The sequence below is a fragment of the Burkholderia sp. BCC1996 genome, assembly GCF_905339955.1.
In the GTDB taxonomy this organism is placed as follows: domain Bacteria; phylum Pseudomonadota; class Gammaproteobacteria; order Burkholderiales; family Burkholderiaceae; genus Burkholderia.
Genome location: NZ_CAJPHM010000028.1, coordinates 39,381 through 64,430 on the forward strand (window position 1 = coordinate 39,381; position 25,050 = coordinate 64,430).

Consider the following 25,050-nt stretch of genomic DNA (forward strand, 5'->3'; position numbering starts at 1 on the left):
TTGCACCATCACGGACGCCAGCGATACACGACGAGGCTCGACCCGTTGTAGTTGTCCTTCGTGATCACGTATTCGCCGGTCGAGCGCAGGTACGCACGGATGCCGTACATCGAGTCGACGTCGTTACCGACGTCCATCGCCGACGTGTTCGAGTTCGTCAACGTGGTGACGAGGCTGCCGGTGTTCAGGTCGAACACGTCGACGTTCGGTACCGTGTGCACGTAGCCGACGAACAGATAGTGGCCGGCCGCCGCCATCGATTTCGGATTCGCGCTCGTCAGGTTGATCGCCACGTTCGGCGTGCTCGTGTTGCCGGCCATCCAGCCGCGATAGACCTCGATGTGCCCGTTCATCGCGGTCCAGTCCCAGCTGCCCGAGATGCCCTGCGCGAGGATCATCGTGTCGCTGTCGGCCTGGTAGATGATCCGCGTGAGCGGCAGCACGGTGCGCGGAATCGGAATCTGCACCGGCTTGCCCCATGTCGGCTTCCCGGCCGCGTCGAAACCTGCCATCGGATAGTGCGAGATGTTGTTGGTGCGATCGAGCCCGGCCCACACGTCGCCGTTGTCGTCGAGCGAGAAACCGGCCGTTACCTGCAGCGTCGTGTTGAACGGCTTGCCGGGAATCGAGCCGTCCGGAATCGCGATGTAGCCGCTCGCGCCGTTGAAGTGATAGAGGTTGTAGTTGCCCGGGTTCTGGCCGGTCGCGACGAGCATCCGGGTGCCCTTTACCAGCGCGAGCTGGCCAAAATGCTGGCCACGCTGGTAGTCGTTCATGTCGAGGCGCGGGTCCTTCGGATAGCTGAACGGATCGATCGTGTTCGCGACGAACGTGCCGCCCGCGGTGCCGGTGTACACGTTGTTGCCGCTGTAGAAGAACGCACCGTCGGTCGCCGGATCGGGCGCGGCGGCGCCCTCGAAGTTCAGCGCCTGCAGCTTCCATTGCAGCGCGCCCGTCGGGTTGTACGAATGCAGGTCGGTGCTGCCGTTGCGCCCGAGATCCCAGCCGCCGCCCCACGCGTTGTTCAGCACGTACAGGTTGCCGGCCGCGTCCTTGCCGATGCCTGCGACGCGCGTGAAGCGCTTGTCGCCGACCTGCCCCTTGATGCCCGACGTCGTGTCGAGATAGCCGCCCTGCACGCCGAACGTGCCGAGCTGCACGGGCTGGCCCGCGAGCGTGTAGATCTTGATGTTCATGTCGGGGCCTTCGTCGCCCACCAGCAACTGCCCGCGCGGCGCATCGAAATACAGCGATGCCGGCCGCGCACGGGCCGCCATCTGGATCGTGCTCATCGCCGTGCCCGTCGGGCTGAACTGCGCGACGACGCCCGCGCTCTTGCGCGCGACCCACAGGTTGCCGGCCGCGTCGAGCGCCAGCGCGCCGGGCCCCGATACGCCGATGTCGCGCTGCCACACGCCGTCCGTCGTGTAGACGCGCACGCGGTTGCCGTAGAAGTCGCTCGCGTACAGCAGGTTGCCCGCCGTCGCGAGGCCCGTGATCACGTCCGCGTACTGGATGCCCGTCCACGTGCTGACCGGAATGCGCAGGTCGCGCTGGTTCGTGCTGCGGTTGTAGCGGCCGACCGAGCCGCTGCCGAACGTGCGGTTGTAGCCGAGCGCGACGAACAGCGCGTTCGCGTTGCCGGTGATCGCGCCGCCCTGGAATTCGTCATGGATGCCGATCGTGCCGAGCGTCTGCCCGTTCTGGTAGATCGCGACGCCGCCCGCGTTCTCGTCCCAGCGCGACGCCGTATAGATCACGCCCTCGGGGGCGACCCACAGCGAGCGCGCGCCGTTGCCGACGTGCGCGGCGAGCGTGCCGAACGTGTTCGCGAGCCAGTCCGTCGTGTATTGCGCTTGTGCGTGACTGACCGGCGCCAGCATTGCCATGCACAATCCAAGCAATGCCGCGCGAATTTGTTTCGATAACATGAATGATGCTCCCGGACGATCGTTTTTCGACACTCTAATTCGCCGCGTATGAAATATCGGTGATTTTTTAAAAAACCGGTTCAATTGCATGTCGAATTTTTCATTGCGTTCCTTTACCGCGCGACGCCGGCTGACTGAAGATGGACCGATCCGGAAGTCGCACCGCGGATCCCCGCCAGGCAGCGCTCTCGCGATCCGCGGTCTTCGGCACTTTATTCCGAATCGCCCAATACAAATACGTCATTTTTTCTGATTCACGCGCATTGAATTCCCATTGCCGGCAAGTCGATTCAATGATTACAAATCGAAATTAAAATGAAAGAAAAAATATTGTTCGGCGCATGCGACATCACGTTACCGGACGCGCGGGCCGCATACCGTATTGCCGGGAAATCGTGAAGAAGTGAAATAAGACGATGCGCAACGGAATGCCGTTGCCGATGCAGGCAGCCCGGAGGAGGTGCCGAGAATTCGGCGGAAGGAGACACGGCCGCAGGTCAACCGGGAAGGCCGCACGCCGGCCGAACGTGAAGGCGATGCGCTCCGGTGCGGGCCGTCCGGCATCGCGCCGTCCGAGCCGCCCGGATACGACAGGATTGGGTACACGTCGCGCAGCCGGTGGCCCGCATCGAATGCGGGCCACCGGCTGCGCATGCCATCAGAACTTCTGACGCAGCCCGAGGCTGACGATCGCCTGCGATCGCGAGTCGGACGAGTGGCCGTTCGCCTTGTCCGACACCGATGCGGTCGCCGCCACCGGCCGGCCGAGCGCGTCGAGCGTCGTGCCCGACGCATGCTGGTACGCGCCGAGCAGGTACACGCTGGTGCGCTTCGACAGGTCGTAGACCGCACCGAGCGTGACGTTGTGATACTGCGCGCGGTTGTCGATGCCGTCGACGTCGCTGCCGCGCGTGTAGCTGTAGCCCGCGAACAGTTGCGTCTGCGGCTGCACGTTCCAGCGCGTGAACACGCCCGCGACGTTGAACGTCGCATGACCGCTGAACAGCGACTGGGCACCGCTGCGGTACTGCACGTTGCTGTAGTTCACCCCGACCACGGCCGGGCCGAAGTCGTACGTCGCGCCGGTCGCGATGATCTGCTGCGACTGCGCGCTCGCATAGCCTTCGTTGATCGACGAGTTGAACAGGCCGTCGTCGGTGCTCCGCCACTTGCCGGCGGTCGGGTCGGTCGCGCCCGTCTTGCTGTTGTCCGAACGCTCGTAGCCGACGCCCACGCGCAGCGGCCCCGCCGCGTACGCCGCGCCGACGCTCCACGTGTTGCGCTGCTTCATGCTGCCCGGCTGGCTGCCGAAGCCGTACAGCGCGCCGAACGTGAAGCCCGCGTAGTTCGCGCTCGTGTACTTGATCGAGCTGTCGACGCGCGCGGTCTGGTCGAGGTCGTCGATGTCGCCCGGATGCGCGCCGAAGCCGCCGATGAACGACGACGGGCCGACCGGGCTCACGAAGTCGTCGAGCGACGTGTACTGGCGACCGAGCGTGACCGTGCCGTAGCGGTCGCTGCCGACGCCGACGAACGCCTGCCGGCCGAACTGGCGGCCGCCCTGGCCCGACGTGCCGTTGGTGATGTCGAAGCCGTTCTCGAGCACGAACAGCGCGCGCATCCCGCCGCCGAGATCCTCGGCGCCCTTGATGCCCCAGCGGCTACCGGACAGGTTGCCGGTGGTCAGGGCGACGTCCGAGTGCCCCGTATAGGCGCCCGGCGAGCCGACCCGTTCGTTGCTGCGATAGGTCACGCCCGCATCGACGATGCCGTACAGCGTGACGGAGCTTTGCGCGGAGGCGATGCCCGCGAGCGAGAGCAGCAGCGGTGCTGCGATCAGTTGCTTGTTCATGATTTTTTAGCGTCTCCGGGCGGTGAACCCGTTGTTCTATGCGAGTAGCGCGTGCGGTCGGCGAGATCCGCCGGCATGGCGAGGCCGGCGGCGTCCGCACACGGGAACGCGCGCATGCGAAACGCGCGCGCGACGTCGCGGCCAGCATGCCCGCCGCGGCCGCCATGGTAGTTGGAACCGGTTCCGGTCGATAGCGCAATAATGAAAACAGCTTCTTGCCAAAATCGAGATAATCAGCCGCGCGGCGGACGTCCCTGTACAGCGCGAGGCCGCGCGCCCGATAATCGGGCACCCGCCTTCCACCGGGAGTCTTCGGCATGCATCAATCGACCCTGCTGATCTTCGCCGCCGTCGCGTTCGTCGGGATCGCGACGCCCGGCCCGACCGTGCTGCTCGCACTGACCAACGGCTCGCGCTACGGCGTGCGCCGCGCGGCCTACGGCTTCGCCGGCGCGATGCTGTCCGACTTCGTGCTGATCGTCGCGGTCGCGCTCGGCCTCGGCGCGCTGCTGATGGCCTCGGCGTTCTGGTTCTCGGTGGTGAAATGGCTCGGCGCCGCCTATCTCGCGTACGTCGGCATCCGGCTGCTCACGTCGAAGGGCTCGCTCGACGTCGCCGTCGCGCATGGCGGCGCGGCGTACGAACGCAACGCGTCGATCTTCGCGAAGAGCTTCCTGACCGCGGTGACGAATCCGAAGGGCTATCTGTTCTTCTCCGCGTTCCTGCCGCAGTTCCTCGATCCGGCCGCCCCGCTCGCGCCGCAATACGTTGCGCTCGCGGTCACGTTCGCGCTGCTCGACGGCGCGGTGATGTTCGGCTACGCGCTGCTCGGCGCGCGCGCCGTGCGGCTGCTGAAGCGCTCGGGCGCGCTGTGGCTCGAACGCACGTGCGGTGCGATGCTGCTCGCGCTGGCGGGATCGCTCGCGCTGTATCGTCGGCATGCTGCGTAGGGGCATCGGCATGCGCGGTGCTTCGGGTGCTTCGGGTGCTTCGGGCGCTTCGGGTGCTTCGAGCGCTTCAGGCGCGCCGTTCGCGCGGGTCGCATTGCCCGCAACGGTCTCAACAGGCTCGCGATGAGAATCGACGTCCCGCCCCGCTCCGGTTTCCCCGGCCTGTCGCTGCGCCAGCTCGACCGCGCGAATCTCGACACGTGGTACGCATACCTGTCGAATCCCGACGTCGTCCGCCACACGAGCTGGAACCTGCATGCGCGCGACGATCTGCTGCCGCTGTTCGACGGCATCGAATCGGCTCATCCGGATTCGATCCGCCGCCTCGCGATCGTCGACGACGCGTCGAGCGTGCTCGCCGGGACCATCGGGCTGCATACGGTATCCACCGCGCACCGCTCGGCCGAGATCGCGTACGATCTCGCGCCGTCGCACTGGGGGCGCGGCATCGCGAGCGCGCTGTGCGCGAGCGTCACTGCGTGGGCGTTCGCCGAAGGCGGCTTCATGCGGATCCAGGGCGTCGTGCTGACCAGCAATGCCGGCTCCGCGCGCGGGCTGCAGAAATGCGGCTACCGGTACGAAGGATTGCTGCGTGCATACCGGATGGTGCGCGGCGCACCGGGCGATTTCGCGCTGTACGCGCGCCTCGCGACCGACTGACGGGCCGACGCGACGCGCGACCCGCCGATCCGCACGCCGTCGACGCGAATGGACGACCCGCGGCGAATTCGCGACAATCGCCGTTCCCCGCTTCGACTCCTTCGCCATGAAAATCGCCGCGCTGTCCGACATCCACGGCAACCTCGCCGCGCTCGACGCGGTGCTCGACGACGTGCGCCGCCGCGGCGCCGACGTGATCGTCAACCTCGGCGACATCGTGTCGGGCGCGCTCCATCCGGCCGCAACGGCCGACCGCCTGATCGCGCTCGACCTGCCGACCATCAAGGGCAATCACGAACGGCAACTGCTGACCGGCGATCGCGACACGATGCGGCTGTCCGACCGCTGGGCGCACGACACGCTGCGCGACGACCAGCGCGCATGGATCGCCGCGCTGCCCGAGCGCCTGACGCTCGGCGACGATGTGCTGATGGTGCATGGCACGCCTGCCAGCGACCTCGTCTACTTCCTCGAAACGGTCACGCCTGACGGCTGCCGTGCGGCGACGCCCGATGAAATCGCGCAGCGCGCGGGCGACGAGACGGCCTCGCTGATTCTGTGCGGCCATACGCACGTGCCGCGCCTCGCGAAACTCGACGACGGCCGGCTGATCGTCAACCCCGGCAGTGTCGGGCTACAGGCGTACTCGGACGATCTACCGCACCCGCACCGGATCGAAACGGGTTCGCCGCATGCGCGCTACGCGATGGTGTCGCGCACGCCGGCCGGCTGGCACACCGAATTCCATGCGGTCGAATACGACTGGCATACGGCCGCCGCCACCGCGGCATCGCGCGGCCGCGACGACTGGAGCGTCGCGCTGCGCACCGGCCGGTGCTGACGCATCGCCGCCTTCCATTCACCCGCTTCGTTCACCAGAACACCAATCCGTCATGCCCGTTCCGTCACAACTGCTGTTCCTGCCCGGCGCATCGGGCAGCACCGCCTTCTGGCAACCGCTCGCGAGCCGCCTCGCGCATCCGGCCGAGCGTCGGATCGTCGGCTATCCGGGCTTCGGCGACACGCCGCGCGATCCGGCCGTCGACGACTTCGACGGTCTCGTGCGTCATGTGCTGATCGCGATCGACCGGCCGACCGCCGTGATCGCGCAATCGATGGGCGGCGTGATCGCGATGCGCGCGGCACTCGAACGTGCGCCGCTCGTCACGCACCTGGTGCTGACGGTCACGTCGGGCGGCCTCGACATGCAGGGGCTCGGCGCGCAGGACTGGCGCGCCGGCTTCGCGCAAGCGAACCCGCAATTGCCCGACTGGTTCCTGACGTTGCGCGCCGACCTGTCGCAGGGCATCGGCCGCATCGCGCAGCCGACGCTGCTGCTGTGGGGCGACGACGATCCGATCAGCCCGGTCGCGGCAGGCAAACGCCTGCTCGAACGGCTGCCCGATGCACGGCTGCACGTGGTGCCGGGCGGCCGGCACGATCTCGCGGCCGTGCATGCCGAAACGCTCGCGCCGCTCGTCGACGCGCATCTGCAGCGCGTGTGACGCAGCCCGCTTCGACTCCGAAGCCCGCGACGCGCTTGGCACCGCATTACACGGCGTCGCGTCAGGTCGCGTTCACCAGCGTCAACCGCGCTTCGAGTCCGCCGCCGTCCGGCCGGTTGCGCAACGTGAGCGTGCCGCCCATCGCGAGCGCAAGCTGCCGCGCGATCGCGAGGCCGAGCCCCGTGCCGCCCGTCTCGCGATTGCGCGACGTCTCCACGCGCCGGAACGGTTCGAACACCGCGTCGAGCTGGTCGTCCGGAATGCCCGGCCCGCGATCGAGCACCGCGACGACCGCGCCGCCGCCCGGCGCCGCCTGCACGTCGATCTCGGCCGCGCCCGCGAACTTCAGCGCGTTGTCGACGAGGTTGCCGACGATCCGGCGCAGCGCCTTCGGCCGCGTGACGAGCGCGAGCGGGGCGCCGCCATGCAGCGCGACGTCCTTCCCCGCATCCGTGTAGTCGCACACGATGCTGTCGAGCAGCGCATCGAGATCGATGCGGCGCGCGGCCTCTTCCGTGCCGTGCAGCGTGCGCGCATACGCGACGCCTTCCTTCACCAGATGCTCCATCTCGAGCAGGTCCTGGCGCAGCTTCGCGCCCTGCGCGTCGTCGTCCATCACGTCGACGCGCAGCCGCATCCGCGTGATCGGCGTCTGCAGGTCGTGCGAGATCGACGCGAGGATCTGCATGCGCTCAGCCATGTACTGCGCGATGCGGTCCTGCATCGCGTTGAACGCCCGCGCGGCACGCGCGACTTCGGACGGCCCGTCCTCGTTCAGGCGTTCGCCTTTCAGGTCGGGGCCGAGCGCGTCGGCCGCCTGCGCGAGCTGCTTCAGCGGCCGCGTCGCGAGCCGCACCGCGAGCCAGCAGCACCCGGCCAGCACCGCGAGCTGCAGCGCGAGCACGACCGGCAGCCAGCCCGACAGCGGCACCGTGGACATCGGGTGGATGTCGATCGTCAGCGGCGAGCCGTCGGTCAGGCGCAGATGCACCTGCAGATGCTCGCGATCGCCGGGGATCGCGTTCGCCGTCAGCGGATAGTCGCCGCCGATGCCGTCCGAGATCGAGCGCTCGACGCGCGCCGAGAGCCGCGCCTCCGGCGGCGTGCCCGTCTCGCCGGGCCCGAGGATGAACGCGTAGCTGCGCCGTGCGAGACGCGGCAACCACGCGGCACGCTGGTCGGGCGGCAGGTGATCGAGCAGCGCGACCGAACTCGCGACCTCGCGTTCGATGTAGCCCATCATCAGGTTGGTGGTCGCCTGGTCGCGCTCGGTGACCGTGAGCCAGAACGACAGCGTCTGCGCGAGCGCGAGGCCCACGCACAGGATCAGCGCGAGCCGCGCGAACAGCGAGCGCGGCCAGTGCCACGGGGTGCGCGCGCTCATGCGTCGCCTTCGACCGCGGTCACCGCCGACGAGAACACGTAGCCCTCGTTGCGCAGCGTCTTGATGTAGCGCGGCTCGCGCGCGCCGTCGCGCAGGCGCTGGCGCAGCCGGCTCACGAGCAGGTCGATCGACCGGTCGAACGGATCGGACTGCCGGCCCTGCGTGAGGTTGAGCAACTGGTCGCGCGTCAGCACGCGCTGCGGATTGTCGAGGAACACGCGCAACAGCCGGTATTCGGCGCCGCTCAACGCGACCAGCGTGCCTTCGGCGTCGAGCAGGTGACGCCCCGTCGTGTCGAGCCGCCATTCGCCGAACGCGAGCATCGCGGCCGACTCCGTCACCTGCATGCCGGGCGGCAGCATGCGCGCGCGGCGCAGCACCGAGCGGATCCGCGCGAGCAGCTCGCGCACCGCGAACGGCTTTGCGAGATAGTCGTCGGCGCCCATCTCCAGACCGATGATGCGGTCGGTTTCCTCGCCGCGCGCGGTCAGCATCAGCACCGGCACCGTCCGGAACTTGCCCGCGCGCAGATCGCGGCACAGCGTGAGGCCGTCCTCGCCGGGCATCATCAGGTCGAGCACGATCAGGTCGGGCGCGCCGTCGTCGAGCACGTTGCGCATCTCGCGGCCGTTCGCGGCGAGCGACACGCGCATGCCGTTCTTCTCCAGGTAGTCCGCGATCAGTTCGCGGATCGCGCGATCGTCGTCGACGATCAGTACGTGGTCGATCTTGTCCATGGGCGGTGTCGTTGGCGTGATGTTCCGGCTGGCGATGTCCGCTTTTATACCCCACCGCGGGCACCCGTTTGTATCCCAATGTATCGCGCCGCCGTGACGACACACAACATTGCACACGCACGGCCGGCCGGACACATCACAGATACGTCGGCGCGGCCCAATGACGGCTGTCGAAACCTGTCCGGCCGCCGCCCCCGCGCGGCGGCCGGCCGAACCGGAGAACCGCCATGCCGACCAGACTCAAGACCGCCGCCCTCGTGATCGCCCTCGCCGCCACGGCCGGGCTCGCCGCGTTCGCCGGCACCCGCGACGACGCGGGCATGCCCGCCTCGCTGGCCGGCACGCCGGCGCCCGACTTCACCGGCATCGAGCGCTGGCACAACAGCGCGCCGCTCAAGCTCGACCAGCTGCGCGGCAAGGTCGTGCTGGTCGATTTCTGGACGTACTCGTGCATCAACTGCATTCATACGATTCCGTACGTGAACGACTGGTACCGGAAGTATCGCGACCAGGGGCTCGTCGTGGTCGGCGTGCATACGCCGGAGTATCCGTTCGAACGCGATGCGAAGAACGTCGCCGATGCGGTCAGGCGCTTCGGCATCCAGTATCCGGTCGCGCAGGACAACCGCTACGACACGTGGCGCGCGTACGGCAACCAGTACTGGCCCGCGCTGTACCTGATCGACGCGAACGGCAAGGTCGTCTATACGCGGTATGGCGAGGGCGGGTATGACAAGACGGAAGCGGCGATTCGCGGGGCGCTGGCGCAGGCGGCAGAAGGAACGATGGGGACGAAGGGCGCGACGCGTACGCAGTAGCGTGCGCCGGCGCGGGCGCCACATGCGCCCCCGTGCGATTCATCGTGACTCACCCGCGCTTCGCGTCGGCTTCCGCCAGCATCGCCTCCCCGATCGCGAGATTCCCGTCCGCGATCAGCGCGTCGCCCGCGCCGCGAATATCGTCGACCGCCTTGTTCTGCCCGAGCTTGCGCTTGCCGACGAGCCGCGTGATCTCGATCTGCAGCCCGACGATCGACTGCAGCATCGTGTCGAGATAGTCCTTCGGCGCGTCGGCCATCTTCCACGGCGCCGGCTGCGACGCCTCGTGCGTGCGCGTCAGCCGCGCGACCACGCCGCGCACGAACTTCTCGTCGTCGCGCACGGTGACGCGGCCGTGCGCATGCACGACCACGTAGTTCCACGTCGGCACCTGCCGATGCGCGACGTGCTTGCTCGGGTACCAGTTCGGCGAGATGTACGCGTCGCCGGCGCGGAAGATCACGAGCACCTCGTCGCCGTCCGCGACGTCCTGCCAGACCGGATTCGCGCGCGCGACGTGCGCATGCAGTTCGCCGAGGCCGCCGTCGTCCGGCAGCAGTTCGAACGGAAGGTGGTTCGCGTCGAGCCCGCTGTTCCCGCGCGTGACCAGGGTGCCGAACGGATGCTGGACGATCAGTTCGCGCAGCACGTCGGGACGGGATTCGGCGAAATCGGCGGGGACATACATGGCGGCTCCACGGTCGGACAGGGTTGGGAGGGAACGGGTCGGAACCGGCCCGTCATGCCCCGATTGTGATCGCTAACTGGTTTATGCTATAGAGCCGGTTTAGAACATTTTCAGCAGACCAGAATCATGGCCAGGACCGCCCGGATCGTCGAAATCCCGTCGCTCGGCGCGCTCGACCGCGCGGCCGGCGACCTGAGCCGCCAGCTCGCGCAGGCGTTGCGGGACGCGGTGCGCCGCGGCGACGTGCGGCCCGGCGACACGCTGCCGTCCACGCGGCTGCTCGCGGCGTCGCTGCAGGTCTCGCGCGGCACCGTCGTCGACGCGTATGCGCAACTCGTCGCCGAAGGCTTCCTGGAGTCGCGCGGCGGCGCCGGCACGCGGGTCGCGAACGCGCTGGCCGAGCCGTCGCCGCCGGCTGGCGGACCGCCCGCCGCCCGCCAGCGCGCCGCCCATGCCGGCCTGCCCGAACCGGCCGCGACGTTCGCGCGGATCGCCCGCGAATTCCGTCCGCTGCCGGCCGCGCCGTTCGCGATCTCGGTGCCGGTCGGGCTCACCGCGCCCGACGACATCTGGCGCCGGCTCGGCAACCGCCTGCGCGCCCGCGGCGCCGGCGCGCCGTCCGGTTATGCGGATCCGCAAGGCGCGCTGCCGCTGCGCGAAGCGATCGCCGATTACGTGCGCCGCTCGCGCTCGGTGCGCTGCAGCGCCGAGCAGGTCGTCATCACGAGCGGCACGCAACAGGGCCTGCACCTCGCGAGCCAGGTCCTGCTCGGCCCGAACGATCGCGCGTGGGTCGAGAATCCCGCCTATCGCGGCATCACCGCGCTGCTCGAGAGCACCGGGCGGCGCGACGCGATGGTCCGCGTGCCGGTCGACGCGGACGGCATCGACGTCGAGGCCGGCATCCATCTCGCGCCGGACGCGCGCGCGGCGTTCGTCACGCCATCGCACCAGTATCCGCTCGGGATGCCGATGAGCATGGCGCGCCGCAACGCGCTGCTCGGCTGGGCGCGCGCGCATCGCGCATGGGTGGTCGAGGACGACTACGACAGCGAGCTGCGCTACGAAGGCTATCCGTTCCCGTCGCTGCAAGGCCTGGATCCGGAACACGTGATCTATCTCGGCACGTTCAGCAAGATCCTGTTCCCGTCGCTGCGGCTCGGCTACGTGATCGCGCCCGCCGAGCTCGTGCCCGCGTTCTGCGGCGCGCGCGCGCTGATGGATCGCCACGCGCCGACCGCCGATCAGCACGTACTCGCCGCCTTCATCGCGGAAGGCCATCTCGACCGCCACATCCGCCGCGTGCGCGGCGTCTACGCGGAACAGCGCGCGCTGCTGATCGACACGCTCGGCAAGCGGCTGCCGCGCGAGCGCGCCTGGGTGCAGCCGGGCGATCAGGGGATGCACGTCGTGCTGTGGCTCGCGGAAGGGATCGACGATCTCGACGTGGTGGCGCGCGCCGCGCAGGCGGGCGTGGCGGTGCGCGCGGTGTCGCCGATGTTCGCGCCGGGCACCGCGCGTCCGGGCCTCGTGCTCGGCTTCGGCGGGTTCGATCGCGCACGGATGGAAGCGGCCGCGCAGCGGCTCGCGGATGTAGTCGGCGAAGCCGCCGGCGTCGATTCGTCGGAGGAATCGCGGCGGCGCACGCGACCAAAGGTTGTCCGCGGGCAACAAACGTAATCGTCTGTAACGCCTGCAGGAAAACCGGCGTTTTGGCCACAAGTGACGCTGCTCGGTTTGCTAGGATCGCGCCTTTTCCGCTCGCGCTCCTGCCGCCGTGAATCGCTTCGTGCCGTATCTTCGAGATCTGTGGCTTCGCTGCCGTACCGGCGCCCGCGCGCTCGGCGCCGGTGCATTGCATCGCCTGCGCCATCCGACGCGCCGCGGCGTCGCGCTGACGCTCGCCGCGATCCCCGTGCTCGGCCTGCTGGTCCTGCTCGTGTTCGTGCCGTTCACGCCGAGCATCGGCGACATCCGCAAGGCGCGCATCGACCGTCCGGCGCGCGTGCTGTCGGCCGACGGCCAGCTGATCGCCGAATTCCGGCCCGTGAATCGCGAATGGGTGCCGCTCAAGCAGATCTCGCCGCACATGGTCGACGCGCTGATCGCGACCGAGGACCACCGCTTCTACGCGCATCACGGCATCGACTGGCGCCGCACGCTCGCGGCCGGGCTGCATACGTTCTCGGGCAGCCGCCAGGGCGGCTCGACGATCACGCAGCAGCTTGCCCGCAACCTGTATCCGGACGAAGTCGGCCGCGCGCCGACGCTCACGCGCAAGGTGAAGGAGCTGATCACCGCGTTCAAGATCGAGGCGGTGTACAGCAAGGACGAGGTTCTCGAAACTTACCTGAACACCGTGCCGTTCCTGTACAACGCGTACGGCGTCGAAATGGCTGCGCGCACCTATTTCGGCAAATCGGCGGACCAGCTCGACATCGTCGAAAGCGCGACGCTCGTCGGGATGCTGAAGGGCAACAGCTACTACAACCCGGTGCTGAATCCGGAGCGCGCGGTCCAGCGCCGCAACATCGTGCTCGCGCGGATGGCCGCGATGGGCATGCTGTCGCCGCGGCAGCTCGCGCAACTGCAGCGCCGCCCGCTGCGCGTCGACTTCGAGCCGCAGACTGCGCAGCCGGGCCCCGCCCCGCACTTCGCGGTGCAACTGCGCAAGTGGCTGATCGCCTGGGCCGACCGCAACAACTACGACCTCTACGCGGACGGCCTCGTCGTGCGCACGACGCTCGATGCGCAGCTGCAGGACATCGCGACGCAAGCGCTGACGCAGCAAACCGATCGCCTGCAGGCGATCGCCGATGACGCGTGGCACAACCCGTCCGGCTGCGGGCTGCGCAACGACCTGTTCCGCGGCTTCATCCGGCAGACGCCCGACTATCGTGACGCGCGCGCCGCGGGGCTCGCCGACGCGGCCGCGCTGAAGCAACTCGGCGCGAATCGCGCGTTCGTGCGCGCGTTGTGCGAGCGCAAGACGCAGGTACAGGCCGGCTTCGTCGCGCTCGATCCGCGCAACGGCGCGATTCGCGCGTGGGTCGGCAGCCCCGATTTCGGCAGCGAGCCGTTCGATCACGTCGTGCAGGCGCGGCGCCAGCCGGGCTCGACGTTCAAGCCGTTCGTCTATGGCGCCGCGTTCGCGGACGGCATGCGGCCGGACGATACGTTCGTCGATCGTCCGGTGGCGATCCCGATCGGCGCGCACGCGGTGTGGCGTCCGACCGATGCCGAACCGCCGACGGACGCGCCGATGACCCTGCGCGACGCGCTCGCCCTGTCGCGCAATCGCATCACCGCGCAGGTGATGCAGCGCGAAGGCGCGCCCAGGGTCGCACAGCTCGCACGTGCGATGGGCGTGCGCGAAAGCCCGCTCGACGCGGTGCCGTCGCTCGCGCTCGGTACGAGCCCCGTCACGCTGAAGGAAATGGTGTCCGCGTACGGGACGATCGCGAACCGCGGCGTGTACGTCGCGCCGCAGATGATCACGCGCATCGAGGATCGCGACGGCAAGGTGCTCGCCGCGTTCGGCAGCGCGCCGCCCGAACGCGCGATGCCGGTGGCCGCGGCACAGACGCTGGTCGACGTGATGCGCGGCGTCGTCGATTACGGGACCGGTGCCGACATCCGTTCGCGCTACGGGATTCGCATCGACGTCGCGGGCAAGACCGGCACGACGCAGGACAACACGGACGGCTGGTTCATCCTGATGCATCCGCAACTGGTGGCCGGCGCGTGGGTCGGCTTCGACGACGGCAACGTGACGCTGCGCAGCGACTATTGGGGCGCGGGCGCGCACAGCGCGCTGCCGATCGTCGGCTCGTTCTACGATGCGGCGCTGCGTGCGCGTGCGATCGACCCACATGTGCAGTTTTCGCCCGACTTCCGGCCGCGCAGCGCGCCGGCGCCGGCGCCGAGGCGGCGTCCGCATCCGGGCCTGTTCGACTGGCTGAAGATTTTCCGCTGAGCGTGGCACGACTAAGACGCTTCGTCCACCCGGACGAAGCGATCCCGGCCCGCACCGCGCATCATCGACGCAACCCGTCCATCGATGCCGGAGGCCGCATGACCCACAGCGCTGTCCAAATCGCGAACCTGCTGTACCGCTACGCGGAGCTGCTCGACGCCGGCGACCTGCCGGGGATGGCGGCGCTGTTCCGGCATGCGCGGATCAAGGTCGAGGAAGCGGCGCCGACGATCGGCGCCGATGAATTGCTCGCGCTGTTCGACGCGCGCGTGAAGCGCTACGCGTGCGGCACGCCGCGCACGAAGCATGTAATCACGAATCCGCTCATCGAGATCGACGAAGCCGCGCATCGCGCGACGGCTCGCTCGTACTACACGGTGCTGCAGGCCGTCGACGGCCTCGCGCTGCAGCCGATCGCGGCGGGCCGCTATCACGACGCGTTCGAGCGCGTCGACGGCGCATGGCGTTTCGCGTTCCGCGACTACACGCTGTTCGATTTCGCGGGCGACCTGCGTCGCCACCTGAACGATGCGCCGGCCGCTTGACGCGCCGGCCGGCGAACGCGGCCGGCAATGCGCTCAGGCCGCCGCGAGCGTCGCGGCCAGTGCGTCGAACTCCGGCGCCCACGCCGCGCAACCTTCGTCGCGCCGGCGGACCGGCTGTCGTCAGTCCGCCGTGTCGCCGCTCTTCGGCAGCTTCGACCATGCGTTGCGTCCCGGCGCCGGCGACCATGCCGGACGCGTCTTGCGCGCGCTGTCGATCACGACCAGGTAGCGCCCGGCGATCGGCGTGACGTCGCGATCGCGGCGCAGCACCCACAACGACTTGCCGTCCTCGACGCGCGCCTCGTAGTCGTCGTCGAGGATGCCGTGCTGGTCCAGGAACGCGTTCAGCGAAGCAGGAATCCGCACGCAGCCTTTCGAGTGCCGGATGCCTAGCAGCGGCTCGAGGCGATCGGGATCGGTCGCGTGCATCTGGAAGCGCATCGGCGACTTGCCGCCCTTGCCCCAGCCGCGCTCGCCGTCCACCCAGCCGAAGTCGTAGATGCGCATGTCGCGCTTGCCGTAGCCGCGAATACCGTTGTCGTTCGTCGTGCCTTCCGCGCGGAAATCCATGTTGTCGGGCGAGTGGTGGAACACGCCGAGCGGCGTCAGGAAGTGATCGTATTTGCCGGGCCAGCCGGTGCCGACCGGCGACGCGCCGATCATCAGCCACGCATTGGTCGGCGTCGCGCGGAAGTAGATGAACAGCGCCTGCACGTTCGGCGCGCGGTCGACGATCGCGACGTATTCGCCGGCCAGGTCGCCGAGGTCTGCATCGGCGAGCGCCTGCTGAAGACGGACGCCATACGCGCGCTGCTCGCTCGCGGGCACGTTCAGGCGTCGCGTGACTTCCTGCGTGAAGCGCTTGCGCATGTCGATCGCACGCGCGGTTGCGCTCTTCGCTTCGTCGGCCGACAGCGGCGGATGCCGGCGCGGCGGCGTCGGTGCGGGTGCTTCGGCTTCGCTTGCCGGCGTGCCGGATGCTGCCGATGCAGGCGATGCCTCCGATGCTGCCGATGCAGCGGAAGCCGGGGATGCCCCGCTGGCAGGCGACGCATGATGCGCGGCGGATGCCGCGGATGACGGAGCGACTCCGGACGACACATGCGCCGGCGAAGCCGGATGCGCGGCCGAAGCAGTGGATGACGACGCAACGCCCGACGACACACGCGCCGGCGAAGCCGAACGCGTGGCCGAAGCCGCGGATGACGACGCGACTCCCGACGACACATGCGCCGACGACGTCGAACGCGCGGCCGAAGCCGTTGATGAGGATGACGTAGCAGTTGCCGACGGCACGTCGGACGCGGCAAAGGCGGGCCGCGCGACGAGCACGGAGATCGGGAGAACGGCCGCGAGCCACACATGCGTGGCGACCGCGAGGGTACGGCAACGCGGCTTGTACAACCGCCGCGTCAGGTCGGAGAGCATCATGCGATCGAAGCCATCGGCCGAACCGGCCGCCGCACGTTGCGAACGGCGCATCTCCCGCGCGAGCCATCGACACGCCGGCCGCACGCATGTGCCCGGCGCCGACGTCTCTTCGCGGTGGAGTCGTTCGCAGTACAACGCGTTCGGTCCAATGGCGGCTAATGAGTCGTCAGATCTTTCATTCTACCCGCGCGGACACGAATCGGCAGGGCCGCCTCCCCGGTTTCGCCGCGGTTTTGCGTTTCGTCACGCTTTGTTTCAACTCATTGCTGCTTGATGCGCCGCTGCATGGCAGGTTGCTTCGCCGGGCGTGTCCGGCAATACAAAACCGAAACGCCCGGAAATTCACTCGCATGCTGCATACGACACGCGAGCGCGCAACCCCCGTCTACTTCGAAATGGTTTCGAGCGCGATGCCTTTGGTGCGCGGCCCCATGAACCCGATCGCGGCCATCACGATCACCATCGCGCCGGCGATGAACGCGAACACGCCGAACGTGCCGAAACCCTTCAGCACGGCCGCGATCACGAACGACGAGAAGATCGCCGAGAAGCGGCTCCACGAGTAGACGAAGCCCACCGCGCGCGCGCGGATCGACGTCGGGAACAGCTCGGCCTGATACGCGTGGAAGCTGTACGACATGATGTTGCTCGCGAGCGTGAGGCCGATGCCGAGCACGATCAGGAACGCGCCCACCGTCGTCTGGCTGAACAACAGCCCGCAGACGACGATCGCCGCCGCCATCGCGACGATCACCGACTTGCGCTCGAAGCGGTCGGCGATCACGAGGCCGATCAGCGGGCCGAGCGGCGCCGCGAGCGCGATCACGCTCGAATACATGAGACTCGACGTGATCGTGATGCCCTGCTTGATCAGCAGCGTCGGCACCCAGTTCGCGAAGCCGTAGAAGCCGACCGTCTGGAACACGTTGAAGATCGTCATCATGATCGTGCGGCTGCGATACGGCGGCACCCACATGTCGCGGAAGCTGCCGCGCGGCGGCACCGGCTCGGCCGGCGCGGGCGGCGGCAGCGGCCGGCCGTATTCGGCTTCGACCTTCGCCTCGAGCGCGCGCATGATGCGGTCGGCTTCGTCGACGCGGCCCTGCTGCGCGAGCCAGCGCGGGCTTTCCGGCAATTCGCGGCGAATCCACCACACGAACAGCGCGCCGTGCGCGCCGATCAGCACGACCCAACGCCAGCCGTCGAGGCCGAACGGTGCATGCGGCACGAGCAGGTACGCGAGGAACGCGACCACCGGCACCGCGACGAACCCGACCGCCTGCTCGCACGCGAACGCGCGGCCGCGGATCTGCTTCGGCACGAGTTCGGAGATGTACGTGCCGATCGTCACCATCTCGACGCCGAGCCCGAGACCGACGACGAAGCGCCAGAAGTTCAGCCCGCCTGCCGTGTCCTGGAACGCCATCACGACGTTGGCGGCCGTGTACCACAGCAGCGACCACGTGAAGATCGCGCGGCGGCCGAAGCGGTCCGCGAGGAAGCCGCATGCGATCGTGCCGATGAAGAGGCCGGAGAACAGCGCGGCGATGAAGCTCGCGACGCCCGTGGTGCCGAACAGGCCGTGCGTCGTCGCGGACAGGATCCCGCTTTTCACGAGGCCCGGCGCAACGTAGCCGCTGTACAGCAGATCGTAGAGTTCGAAGAAGAAGCCGAGGCTCAGCAGCACGACGAGCTTCCAGACGCTGCGGGTCGGCGGCAGGCGGTCGAGGCGGGCTGAAATCGAGCCGGCGTCGATGGAAGAGGACGAGGTGGCTGCCTGGGGAAAGCTGTCCGTTGAGACCATCTGGGTCGTGTCTCCTGATCGTGTCGTGTGTTGTTGTCCGGCGGCCGATCGGCCCGGCCGCCGTCGGGCGATTCGTCGCATTGTACCGGCACGCCGCGCGCGCCGCGTCGCGTGGCGAACCGGTTCGGACACCCACTTTCGCGCCGGGCTATGTGTAACTTGCGTAACTGTCTGTCGAATCTGTAAGGTTCGAAGGCATCGCGATCGTCTGCCACTCGCGCGCATCCGAAACCGGCACGGCCCCGTCTGCAAGGGGCTGCCGGGCCGTCGCGCGCCCGCGCCGGCACCGCGGGACACGACAGGCAACGTCCGCAATCGGCAGCGCCGCCGCCGCCACGCCCCGGTAACATGCTACCGGGCCAACTCCCGGCTTCCGGGCGCCTTTCGGCACCCGGCATTGTCGGCAAAACGTAAGCATTCCATGTTCATACAACGACTCTCCACGTACGCACGCCGGATCGCGCTGTTCGCACTGCTGCAGTTCGCGGCGATCGCGACCGCGTCGGCGTTTCCGACGGCTGCGTCCGCACCGGGCGCGAGCGGCGTCGGCGTCCCCGTGCCGACCATTTCGCTGAACGACGCAGTTGCGCGGCTCAAGCAGATGCAGGTGCAACAGGACCGCATCAAGCAGCAGACATCGAACGCGACCAACAGCAAGGAGCTCGACGAGCTCGGCGACGCGACCCAGGAACTGAGCGCCGACGTCGACAAGCTGCAGAGCCAGCTCGCGCCGCAGCGCACGCAAGTCCAGGCGCAGCTCGACGTGCTCGGCCCGCCGCCGGCCCCGGGCGCATCGCCCGAAACGCCTGCCGTCGAACAGCAGCGGGAGACGCTGAACGCGCGCAAGGCGCAGATCGACGCGGCGCTGAAACAGGCCGCCGACCAGAAGACCAACCTCGCGAACCTGAACGACCAGTTCGCGAAGCTGCACCGCAGCCTGCTGAAGAACCAGCTCGCGTTCCGTTCCGGCAGCATCTTCGGTGCGCAGTTCTGGCTGCCGCTGTTCCACCTGTCGCCGGACGACGTCCAGCGGCTCGAGGACTTCAACGACGAACTGCGCGACATGCTGCGCTCGTCCTGGACACCCGGCCAGCGCGCCATCACCACGCTGCTGCTGATCGCCGCGCTCGCTGCGTGGCTCGGCGGCCGCCGCGTCGTCGAACGCGGGCTCGCGTGGTTCTGCCTGAACCGCCTGCCGCCGACCCGGCTGCGCCGCAGCGCGCTGGCGCTGGCGACGGCGTTCTCGACGCTGCTCGCGACCGCGGTCGCCGTCCAGATCCTCTATCTCGCGCTCGCCCGCCACTCCGAACTCACGTCTTCGATGACCGACCTGTGGGACCAGTTCGCGAAGCTCGCCGTGACCTGCGCGCTGATCGCCGGCCTCGGCCGCGCGCTGCTCTGCACGAAGCATCCGTCATGGCGGCTACCGGCGCTCGCCGATCCCGTCGCGCTCGCGATGAAGCCGTTCCCCGGCGTGCTGGCCGCGCTGCTGCTGATGTCCGGCACGCTCGAGTCGATCAACCGGATCGTCGATACCAGCCTGTCCGTCACGCTGTTCGGCCGCGGCATCGTCTCGCTCGTCGTCGCGCTGACCGTCGGCGCGTCGATCCTGCGCGCGAATCGCGTCCGCACCGCGCTGGCGGCATCCGGCGAGGCGCCCGAGCAACGCTCGACGCTCGCCGGGCTGATTCACGCCGGCGTCACGCTGGCGATCGTCGTGTCGCTGGTCGCGCTGCTGATCGGCTACATCACGGTCGCGCGCTTCATCACGTACGAGCTCGTCTGGTTCGAGATCGTGGTGTGCAGCGTCTACATCCTGACGCAACTGACGCGCGACGCCAGCGAAAGCCTGTTCTCCGCGAACCTGTCGACCGGCAAGCAGATCAAGCACCTGTTCGCGCTCGACGACCGGCATCTCGACCAGGCCCACACCGTCGTGTCCGGCCTCGGCACGAGCCTGCTGATGCTGATCGCGGCGATCGCGCTGCTGACGGGCGGCTTCGGCACGACGCCGAGCGACCTGCTCGACAGCGCGGTCGCGATGATCGGCGGCCAGCGGCTGCAGAGCCTGAACATCATGCCCGACCGGATCCTGAACGCGGTGATCGGGTTCGCGATCGGCTTCTACCTGCTGCGCTCGGTGCGCCGCTGGCTCGACGGCGAGTTCATGCCGGCACTCGGCATGGACGCGGGGATGCGCGTGTCGCTGATCACGCTGTTCACCAACGTCGGCTACGTGCTGCTCGTGCTGATGACGCTGGGGCTGCTCGGCGTCAGGTGGAGCAACCTCGCGTGGATCGTCAGCGCGCTGTCGGTCGGTATCGGTTTCGGCCTGCAGGAGATTGTGAAGAACTTCGTGTCGGGGCTGATCCTGCTGACCGAGCGGCCGGTGAAGGTGGGCGACATGGTCAGCATCGCGGGCGTCGAAGGCGACATCCGCCGCATCAACGTGCGCGCGACCGAGATCCAGCTCAGCGACCGCTCGACCGTCATCGTGCCGAACTCGCAGCTGATCTCGCAGAACGTGCGCAACGTGACGATGGGCAACAGCACGCAGGGCGTCGCGACGCTGATGCTCACGTTCCCGCTGAACACCGACCCCGAGCAGGTGCGCGACCTGCTGCTCGACGCGTATCGCGAGCACCCGGCGATTCTCGACAAGCCGGCGCCGTCGGTCACGTTCAGCCAGCTCGCGCCGGACGGGATCACGCTGAGCGTCACGGGCTACGTGGCGAGCCCGCGGATCGCCAGCTCGACGAAGAGCGACCTGCTGTTCGAGATCCTCAAGCAGTTGCGGGCAGCGCAGATCACGCTGTCGACGCCGCAAATGCTGGTCGTGCAGAACATGCCGGCAAGCGACGCTTCCGCCCCGCACGAGTAAGCGATCGAGCGGGCATGCGCCGATCGGGCATCGGCGCGCACGCATCGCCGCAAGCGACAAGGGCCGGTTACCGCTTTCGCGGCAACCGGCCCTTGTCATTCGATCGATTCGACCGTCGCGGCGCCCTCCCGGACGCGCTCCGTCAGACGTCGAACTTCACGCCCTGCGCCAGCGGCAACTGACGGCTGTAGTTGATCGTGTTCGTCGCCCGGCGCATATACGCCTTCCACGCATCCGAACCCGACTCGCGGCCGCCGCCCGTTTCCTTCTCGCCGCCGAACGCGCCGCCGATCTCCGCGCCGCTCGTGCCGATGTTCACGTTGACGATCCCGCAATCGCTGCCCGCTGCCGACATGAACTGCTCGGCCTCGCGCATGTCGTTCGTGAAGATCGCCGACGACAGGCCTTGCGGCACCGCGTTGTGCAGTTCGATCGCATCGTCGAAGTTGTCGTACACCATCACGTACAGGATCGGCGCGAACGTCTCGCGCTCGACCACGGCCGATTGCTTCGGCATCCGTACGATGGCCGGGCGCACGTAGTACGCATCCGCGTGACCGACGTCGACGCGCTCGCCGCCCTTCACCTCGCCGCCCTGCTCGCGTGCGTCGCCCAGCGCCTTCTGCATCGCATCGAACGACGCCCGATCGACCAGCGGGCCGACCAGCGTGCCTTCTTCAAGCGGGTTGCCGACCTTCACCGACGCGTAGGCCTTCTCGATGCGCGGCAGCAATTGCTCGACCAGGCTGCGATGCACGATCAGGCGGCGCAGCGTCGTGCAGCGCTGGCCGGCCGTGCCGACCGCCGCGAACGTCACTGCACGCACGACGAGATCCAGATCCGCGCTCGGCGCGACGATCATCCCGTTGTTGCCGCCGAGCTCGAGGATGCCGCGCGCGAGACGCTGGCTCAGCACCTTCGCGACTTCCTGGCCCATCCGCACGCTGCCCGTCGCGCTGACGACCGGCACCTTCTTCGACGCCGTCAGCACCTCGCCGACATCGCGCATGCCGAGCACCAGCTGGCTCAGCTCCGCCGGCGCGACACCCGGATGCGTCTTGTCGAATTCGCGGATCGCCTTCTGGAGCAGCACGTGGCACGCGATTGCCGTGAGCGGCGTCTTCTCGGACGGCTTCCACACGACCGAATCGCCGCACACGAATGCGAGCGCCGCATTCCATGCCCACACCGCGACCGGGAAGTTGAACGCCGAGATCACGCCGCACACGCCGATCGGGTGCCACGTTTCCATCATCCGGTGGCCCGGGCGCTCGGACGCGATCGTCAGGCCGTAAAGCTGGCGCGACAGGCCGACCGCGAAATCGCAGATGTCGATCATTTCCTGCACTTCGCCAAGGCCTTCCGACGTGATCTTGCCGGCCTCGAGCGTGACGAGGCGGCCGAGCTCGGCCTTGTGCTCGCGCAGCACGTTGCCGAACACGCGCACGAGCTCGCCGCGCACCGGCGCCGGCACCGTGCGCCACTTGAGGAATGCGTCGTGCGCGGCGTCGATCTTGCGCTCGGCGTCGGCGGGCGAGTCGACCGCCAGCGTCGCGAGCGTCGCGCCGTCGAGCGGCGAACGCGCGGTCAGCGCATTGCCTTTCCACTGGGCGAGATCGATGTCGAGCGCAGCAAGAATGTCGTTGAATTGCATCACTTCCTCTTCAGGGACAGATTGATCGGTGCGGCGGCGACGCCGCCCGCGTGATTCGATTGGAGCGCGTTCGCGCGCCCTGTGCAAGCGGATGCGCAGCTCGGCAGGCCCGGTGCGCCGCACGGCGCATCGCGCGGCGCCGCCGCCGGAAACCCGGCCGGGCGGCGCGCCCCCGCCTCGCGAGGCACGATCCATGAGACACATTGTCGATGGCCACAAGTCCGGCCGCTATTGATATTAACTCACGACTTCATTCCCAAAACGCAACAACCCAGCGGGACGAATCCGCCCGTTTCGGCACCGGCATGGGACGTATCCAAGGCCGATGGCCGGGCCGCCGCGGCGGTTTCGATGTGCGGCAAGTTGATGACAAAGTTGCATCACCCTGTGCGGAAATATCGTTTGCCGCGCTTGCGGCCGGCACCCACAATCGGGGCGGCGTCGAGGTGCACCGCACCCGGCGCGCCGACGGCCGCCCAACGGGCGGCCGACGACAGACGAAGGCAACACGCGTCGCGGCCCGGCGGTCCCGGTCGATCCGGACCAGCCCCGCGAAGCAGTGCCGCCGCCCGGCCGGCGGCCGGCAACGCGCCGCCCTTCGTAACCAAAAAACAATCCCGGAGACAGCGCCCAGCACCCGCCATGCATTCAGATGCCCGCCCCGACTCGCCCCGTCCGTCCGGCTCGCCGCCCGCGCAGCCGTCCCTCCACCGCAGCCTGCAGGCGCGCCATCTGCGGATGATCGCGATCGGCGGCTCGATCGGCACCGGCCTGTTCGTCGCGTCCGGCGCGTCGATCTCGCAGGCCGGCCCCGGCGGCGCGCTGGTCGCGTACATGCTGATCGGCCTGATGGTCTATTTCCTGATGACGAGCCTCGGCGAAATGGCCGCGTTCATGCCGGTGTCGGGCTCGTTCGCGACCTACGGCGCGAAATTCGTCGACGAAGGCTTCGGCTTCGCACTCGGCTGGAACTACTGGTACAGCTGGGCCGTGACGCTCGCGGTGGAACTCGTCGCCGCGCAGCTCGTGATGCACTACTGGTTCCCGCACGTACCGGGGGTCTGGTGGAGCGCGATCTTCCTCACCTTGATCTTCGCGCTCAACGCGCTGTCGGTGCGCGGCTTCGGGGAAGCCGAATACTGGTTCGCGCTGATCAAGGTGCTGACGGTGCTCGCGTTCGTCGGCGTCGGCCTGCTGATGATCTTCGGGATCATGCAGGGCGGCCCGAGCGCGGGCTGGGGCAACTTCACGATCGGCGACGCGCCGTTCGCGGGCGGCTGGGCCACGATGCTCGGCGTCGCGATGATCGCGGGCTTCTCGTTCCAGGGCACCGAAATGATCGGCGTCGCGGCCGGCGAATCGGAGAACCCGCGCACGACGATCCCGCGCGCGGTCAGCCAGATCTTCTGGCGCATCCTGCTGTTCTACGTGTTCGCGATCTTCGTGATCGGCGTGCTGATTCCGTACACCGACCCGAGCCTGCTGAAGAGCGACGTGACCGACGTCGGCGTGAGCCCGTTCACGCTCGTGTTTCGCCACGCGGGCCTCGCGTTCGCGGCCGGCGTGATGAACGCGGTGATCCTGACGGCCGTGCTGTCGGCCGGCAACTCGGGCATGTACGCGTCGACGCGGATGCTCTACAACCTCGCGGTCGAAGGCCGCGCGCCGAAGCTGTTCGCGAAGCTGTCGCCGGGCGGCGTGCCGCGCAACGCGCTGTACGCGACGACCGCCGTCGGCGCGCTGTGCTTCCTCACGTCGCTGTATGGCGATAAGACCGTCTACCTGTGGCTGCTGAACACGTCGGGCATGGCCGGCTTCATCACGTGGCTCGGCATCGCGGTCAGCCACTACCGGTTCCGCAAAGGCTTCCTGAAGCAGGGCTACCGGCTCGACCAGCTGCCGTACCGGTCGAAGTGGTTCCCGTTCGGCCCGCTGTTCGCGTTCGCGCTGTGCGCGATCGTCGCGCTCGGCCAGGACTACCAGGCGTTCCTCGCCGACAGGATCGACTGGGCCGGCATCGCCGCGACCTACATCGGCCTGCCGTTCTTCCTCGCGATCTGGCTCGGCTACGCGCTGGTGCGCAAATGCCGCCTCGTCCGCTACGAGGACATGGAAATCGCGCCGTGGATCGAGCGCAACGCGGCGCCCGACGCCACGGTCAAGACCGACGCCGGCTATCCGGCCTACGTCGCCGCTCCGGTCAACCCGACGCCGGGCGCGTGATGCCCGGTCGC

General features: G+C 68.5%; 18 protein-coding genes. 10 read left to right on the top strand and 8 right to left on the bottom strand.

Translation table 11 applies throughout. The features are described from left to right. Positions 1 to 8: 8 nt before the first annotated feature. Together U4Z64_RS30715 and U4Z64_RS30720 are read right to left on the bottom strand one after the other, a co-directional pair. Positions 9 to 1,931, bottom strand: coding sequence for an SMP-30/gluconolactonase/LRE family protein (locus U4Z64_RS30715; RefSeq protein ID WP_321821931.1), 1,923 nt, complete (start codon positions 1,929 to 1,931; stop codon positions 9 to 11). Between the two features lie 658 nt (positions 1,932 to 2,589). After that, positions 2,590 to 3,783: a porin gene (locus tag U4Z64_RS30720; protein ID WP_044847424.1), complete on the bottom strand. Its 1,194-nt coding sequence runs from the start codon at positions 3,781 to 3,783 to the stop codon at positions 2,590 to 2,592. Positions 3,784 to 4,100: 317 nt separating this feature from the next. On the opposite strand from U4Z64_RS30720, the gene U4Z64_RS30725 reads away from it, so the two are divergent. From U4Z64_RS30725 to U4Z64_RS30740, 4 genes are all read left to right on the top strand, one after another. Next, positions 4,101 to 4,733 carry a LysE family translocator gene (locus U4Z64_RS30725; RefSeq protein WP_321821932.1) on the top strand — a complete coding sequence of 211 codons (633 nt, stop codon included), beginning with the start codon at positions 4,101 to 4,103 and terminating at the stop codon, positions 4,731 to 4,733. A 123-nt stretch (positions 4,734 to 4,856) separates the two neighbouring features. Further along, positions 4,857 to 5,393 carry a GNAT family protein gene (locus U4Z64_RS30730; protein ID WP_321821933.1) on the top strand — a complete coding sequence of 179 codons (537 nt, stop codon included), beginning with the start codon at positions 4,857 to 4,859 and terminating at the stop codon, positions 5,391 to 5,393. A gap of 106 nt (positions 5,394 to 5,499) precedes the next feature. Beyond that, a complete protein-coding gene (locus U4Z64_RS30735) occupies positions 5,500 to 6,234 on the top strand; it encodes a metallophosphoesterase family protein (protein ID WP_321821934.1) in 735 nt (244 codons plus the stop codon). Between the two features lie 52 nt (positions 6,235 to 6,286). Continuing rightward, positions 6,287 to 6,898, top strand: coding sequence for an alpha/beta fold hydrolase (locus U4Z64_RS30740; RefSeq protein ID WP_321821935.1), 612 nt, complete (start codon positions 6,287 to 6,289; stop codon positions 6,896 to 6,898). A gap of 61 nt (positions 6,899 to 6,959) precedes the next feature. Here U4Z64_RS30740 and U4Z64_RS30745 read toward each other — a convergent pair whose 3' ends face one another. Beyond that, on the bottom strand, positions 6,960 to 8,282 hold the full coding sequence (locus U4Z64_RS30745; protein WP_321821936.1) for an ATP-binding protein: 1,323 nt from the start codon (positions 8,280 to 8,282) through the stop codon (positions 6,960 to 6,962). Beyond that, positions 8,279 to 9,019 carry a response regulator gene (locus U4Z64_RS30750; protein WP_321821937.1) on the bottom strand — a complete coding sequence of 247 codons (741 nt, stop codon included), beginning with the start codon at positions 9,017 to 9,019 and terminating at the stop codon, positions 8,279 to 8,281. The genes U4Z64_RS30745 and U4Z64_RS30750 overlap by 4 nt, the downstream gene beginning before the upstream one ends. Positions 9,020 to 9,246: 227 nt before the next feature. Here U4Z64_RS30750 and U4Z64_RS30755 point away from each other — a divergent pair, with 227 nt between their 5' ends. Next, positions 9,247 to 9,837, top strand: a complete 591-nt coding sequence (locus tag U4Z64_RS30755) for a thioredoxin family protein (protein WP_321803338.1) — start codon at positions 9,247 to 9,249, stop codon at positions 9,835 to 9,837. Positions 9,838 to 9,886: 49 nt separating this feature from the next. Here the strand turns inward: U4Z64_RS30755 and U4Z64_RS30760 are convergent, their stop codons facing one another. Then, positions 9,887 to 10,525 carry an FMN-binding negative transcriptional regulator gene (locus tag U4Z64_RS30760; RefSeq protein WP_321821938.1) on the bottom strand — a complete coding sequence of 213 codons (639 nt, stop codon included), beginning with the start codon at positions 10,523 to 10,525 and terminating at the stop codon, positions 9,887 to 9,889. Positions 10,526 to 10,651: 126 nt separating this feature from the next. Here U4Z64_RS30760 and U4Z64_RS30765 point away from each other — a divergent pair, with 126 nt between their 5' ends. The 3 genes from U4Z64_RS30765 (at position 10,652) to U4Z64_RS30775 (ending at position 15,046) form a co-directional block, all read left to right on the top strand. Beyond that, complete coding sequence (locus tag U4Z64_RS30765) at positions 10,652 to 12,205, top strand: PLP-dependent aminotransferase family protein (RefSeq protein ID WP_321821939.1); 1,554 nt, start codon at positions 10,652 to 10,654, stop codon at positions 12,203 to 12,205. Positions 12,206 to 12,302: 97 nt separating this feature from the next. Continuing rightward, entirely contained in the window at positions 12,303 to 14,501 is a 2,199-nt protein-coding gene (locus tag U4Z64_RS30770) for a penicillin-binding protein 1A (protein WP_321821940.1), read from the top strand. Positions 14,502 to 14,599: 98 nt separating this feature from the next. Beyond that, entirely contained in the window at positions 14,600 to 15,046 is a 447-nt protein-coding gene (locus tag U4Z64_RS30775) for a nuclear transport factor 2 family protein (RefSeq protein ID WP_321803345.1), read from the top strand. Positions 15,047 to 15,166: 120 nt separating this feature from the next. Here U4Z64_RS30775 and U4Z64_RS30780 read toward each other — a convergent pair whose 3' ends face one another. Both U4Z64_RS30780 and U4Z64_RS30785 read right to left on the bottom strand, forming a co-directional pair. Continuing rightward, positions 15,167 to 16,528, bottom strand: a complete 1,362-nt coding sequence (locus tag U4Z64_RS30780) for a hypothetical protein (protein ID WP_321821941.1) — start codon at positions 16,526 to 16,528, stop codon at positions 15,167 to 15,169. A 334-nt stretch (positions 16,529 to 16,862) separates the two neighbouring features. Further along, positions 16,863 to 18,281, bottom strand: a complete 1,419-nt coding sequence (locus U4Z64_RS30785) for an MFS transporter (protein ID WP_321821942.1) — start codon at positions 18,279 to 18,281, stop codon at positions 16,863 to 16,865. A gap of 421 nt (positions 18,282 to 18,702) precedes the next feature. Between U4Z64_RS30785 and U4Z64_RS30790 the strand changes: the two genes are divergently transcribed. After that, the gene (locus U4Z64_RS30790) at positions 18,703 to 21,162 is read left to right on the top strand and encodes a DUF3772 domain-containing protein (protein WP_124488684.1); all 2,460 of its coding nucleotides are present in this window, start codon (positions 18,703 to 18,705) and stop codon (positions 21,160 to 21,162) included. 142 nt (positions 21,163 to 21,304) lie between these two features. On the opposite strand, the gene U4Z64_RS30795 is transcribed toward U4Z64_RS30790, so the two are convergent. Continuing rightward, on the bottom strand, positions 21,305 to 22,816 hold the full coding sequence (locus U4Z64_RS30795) for an aldehyde dehydrogenase family protein (RefSeq protein WP_044848776.1): 1,512 nt from the start codon (positions 22,814 to 22,816) through the stop codon (positions 21,305 to 21,307). A gap of 642 nt (positions 22,817 to 23,458) precedes the next feature. Between U4Z64_RS30795 and U4Z64_RS30800 the strand changes: the two genes are divergently transcribed. Further along, positions 23,459 to 25,039, top strand: a complete 1,581-nt coding sequence (locus U4Z64_RS30800) for an amino acid permease (protein ID WP_415750612.1) — start codon at positions 23,459 to 23,461, stop codon at positions 25,037 to 25,039. The last annotated feature ends 11 nt before the right edge of the window (positions 25,040 to 25,050 follow it).

Excerpts from the sequence above, each read along its gene's own strand:
- U4Z64_RS30750 (WP_321821937.1), bottom strand. The coding sequence starts at position 9,019 with ATGGACAAGATCGACCACGTACTGATCGTCGACGACGATCGCGCGATC.
- U4Z64_RS30725 (WP_321821932.1), top strand. The coding sequence starts at position 4,101 with ATGCATCAATCGACCCTGCTGATCTTCGCCGCCGTCGCGTTCGTCGGG.
- U4Z64_RS30760 (WP_321821938.1), bottom strand. The coding sequence starts at position 10,525 with ATGTATGTCCCCGCCGATTTCGCCGAATCCCGTCCCGACGTGCTGCGC.
- U4Z64_RS30765 (WP_321821939.1), top strand. The coding sequence starts at position 10,652 with ATGGCCAGGACCGCCCGGATCGTCGAAATCCCGTCGCTCGGCGCGCTC.
- U4Z64_RS30780 (WP_321821941.1), bottom strand. The coding sequence starts at position 16,528 with ATGCGCCGTTCGCAACGTGCGGCGGCCGGTTCGGCCGATGGCTTCGAT.
- U4Z64_RS30775 (WP_321803345.1), top strand. The coding sequence starts at position 14,600 with ATGACCCACAGCGCTGTCCAAATCGCGAACCTGCTGTACCGCTACGCG.
- U4Z64_RS30740 (WP_321821935.1), top strand. The coding sequence starts at position 6,287 with ATGCCCGTTCCGTCACAACTGCTGTTCCTGCCCGGCGCATCGGGCAGC.
- U4Z64_RS30800 (WP_415750612.1), top strand. The coding sequence starts at position 23,459 with ATGCATTCAGATGCCCGCCCCGACTCGCCCCGTCCGTCCGGCTCGCCG.
- U4Z64_RS30790 (WP_124488684.1), top strand. The coding sequence starts at position 18,703 with ATGTTCATACAACGACTCTCCACGTACGCACGCCGGATCGCGCTGTTC.
- U4Z64_RS30745 (WP_321821936.1), bottom strand. The coding sequence starts at position 8,282 with ATGAGCGCGCGCACCCCGTGGCACTGGCCGCGCTCGCTGTTCGCGCGG.
- U4Z64_RS30755 (WP_321803338.1), top strand. The coding sequence starts at position 9,247 with ATGCCGACCAGACTCAAGACCGCCGCCCTCGTGATCGCCCTCGCCGCC.
- U4Z64_RS30795 (WP_044848776.1), bottom strand. The coding sequence starts at position 22,816 with ATGCAATTCAACGACATTCTTGCTGCGCTCGACATCGATCTCGCCCAG.
- U4Z64_RS30730 (WP_321821933.1), top strand. The coding sequence starts at position 4,857 with ATGAGAATCGACGTCCCGCCCCGCTCCGGTTTCCCCGGCCTGTCGCTG.
- U4Z64_RS30735 (WP_321821934.1), top strand. The coding sequence starts at position 5,500 with ATGAAAATCGCCGCGCTGTCCGACATCCACGGCAACCTCGCCGCGCTC.
- U4Z64_RS30785 (WP_321821942.1), bottom strand. The coding sequence starts at position 18,281 with ATGGTCTCAACGGACAGCTTTCCCCAGGCAGCCACCTCGTCCTCTTCC.
- U4Z64_RS30720 (WP_044847424.1), bottom strand. The coding sequence starts at position 3,783 with ATGAACAAGCAACTGATCGCAGCACCGCTGCTGCTCTCGCTCGCGGGC.
- U4Z64_RS30715 (WP_321821931.1), bottom strand. The coding sequence starts at position 1,931 with ATGTTATCGAAACAAATTCGCGCGGCATTGCTTGGATTGTGCATGGCA.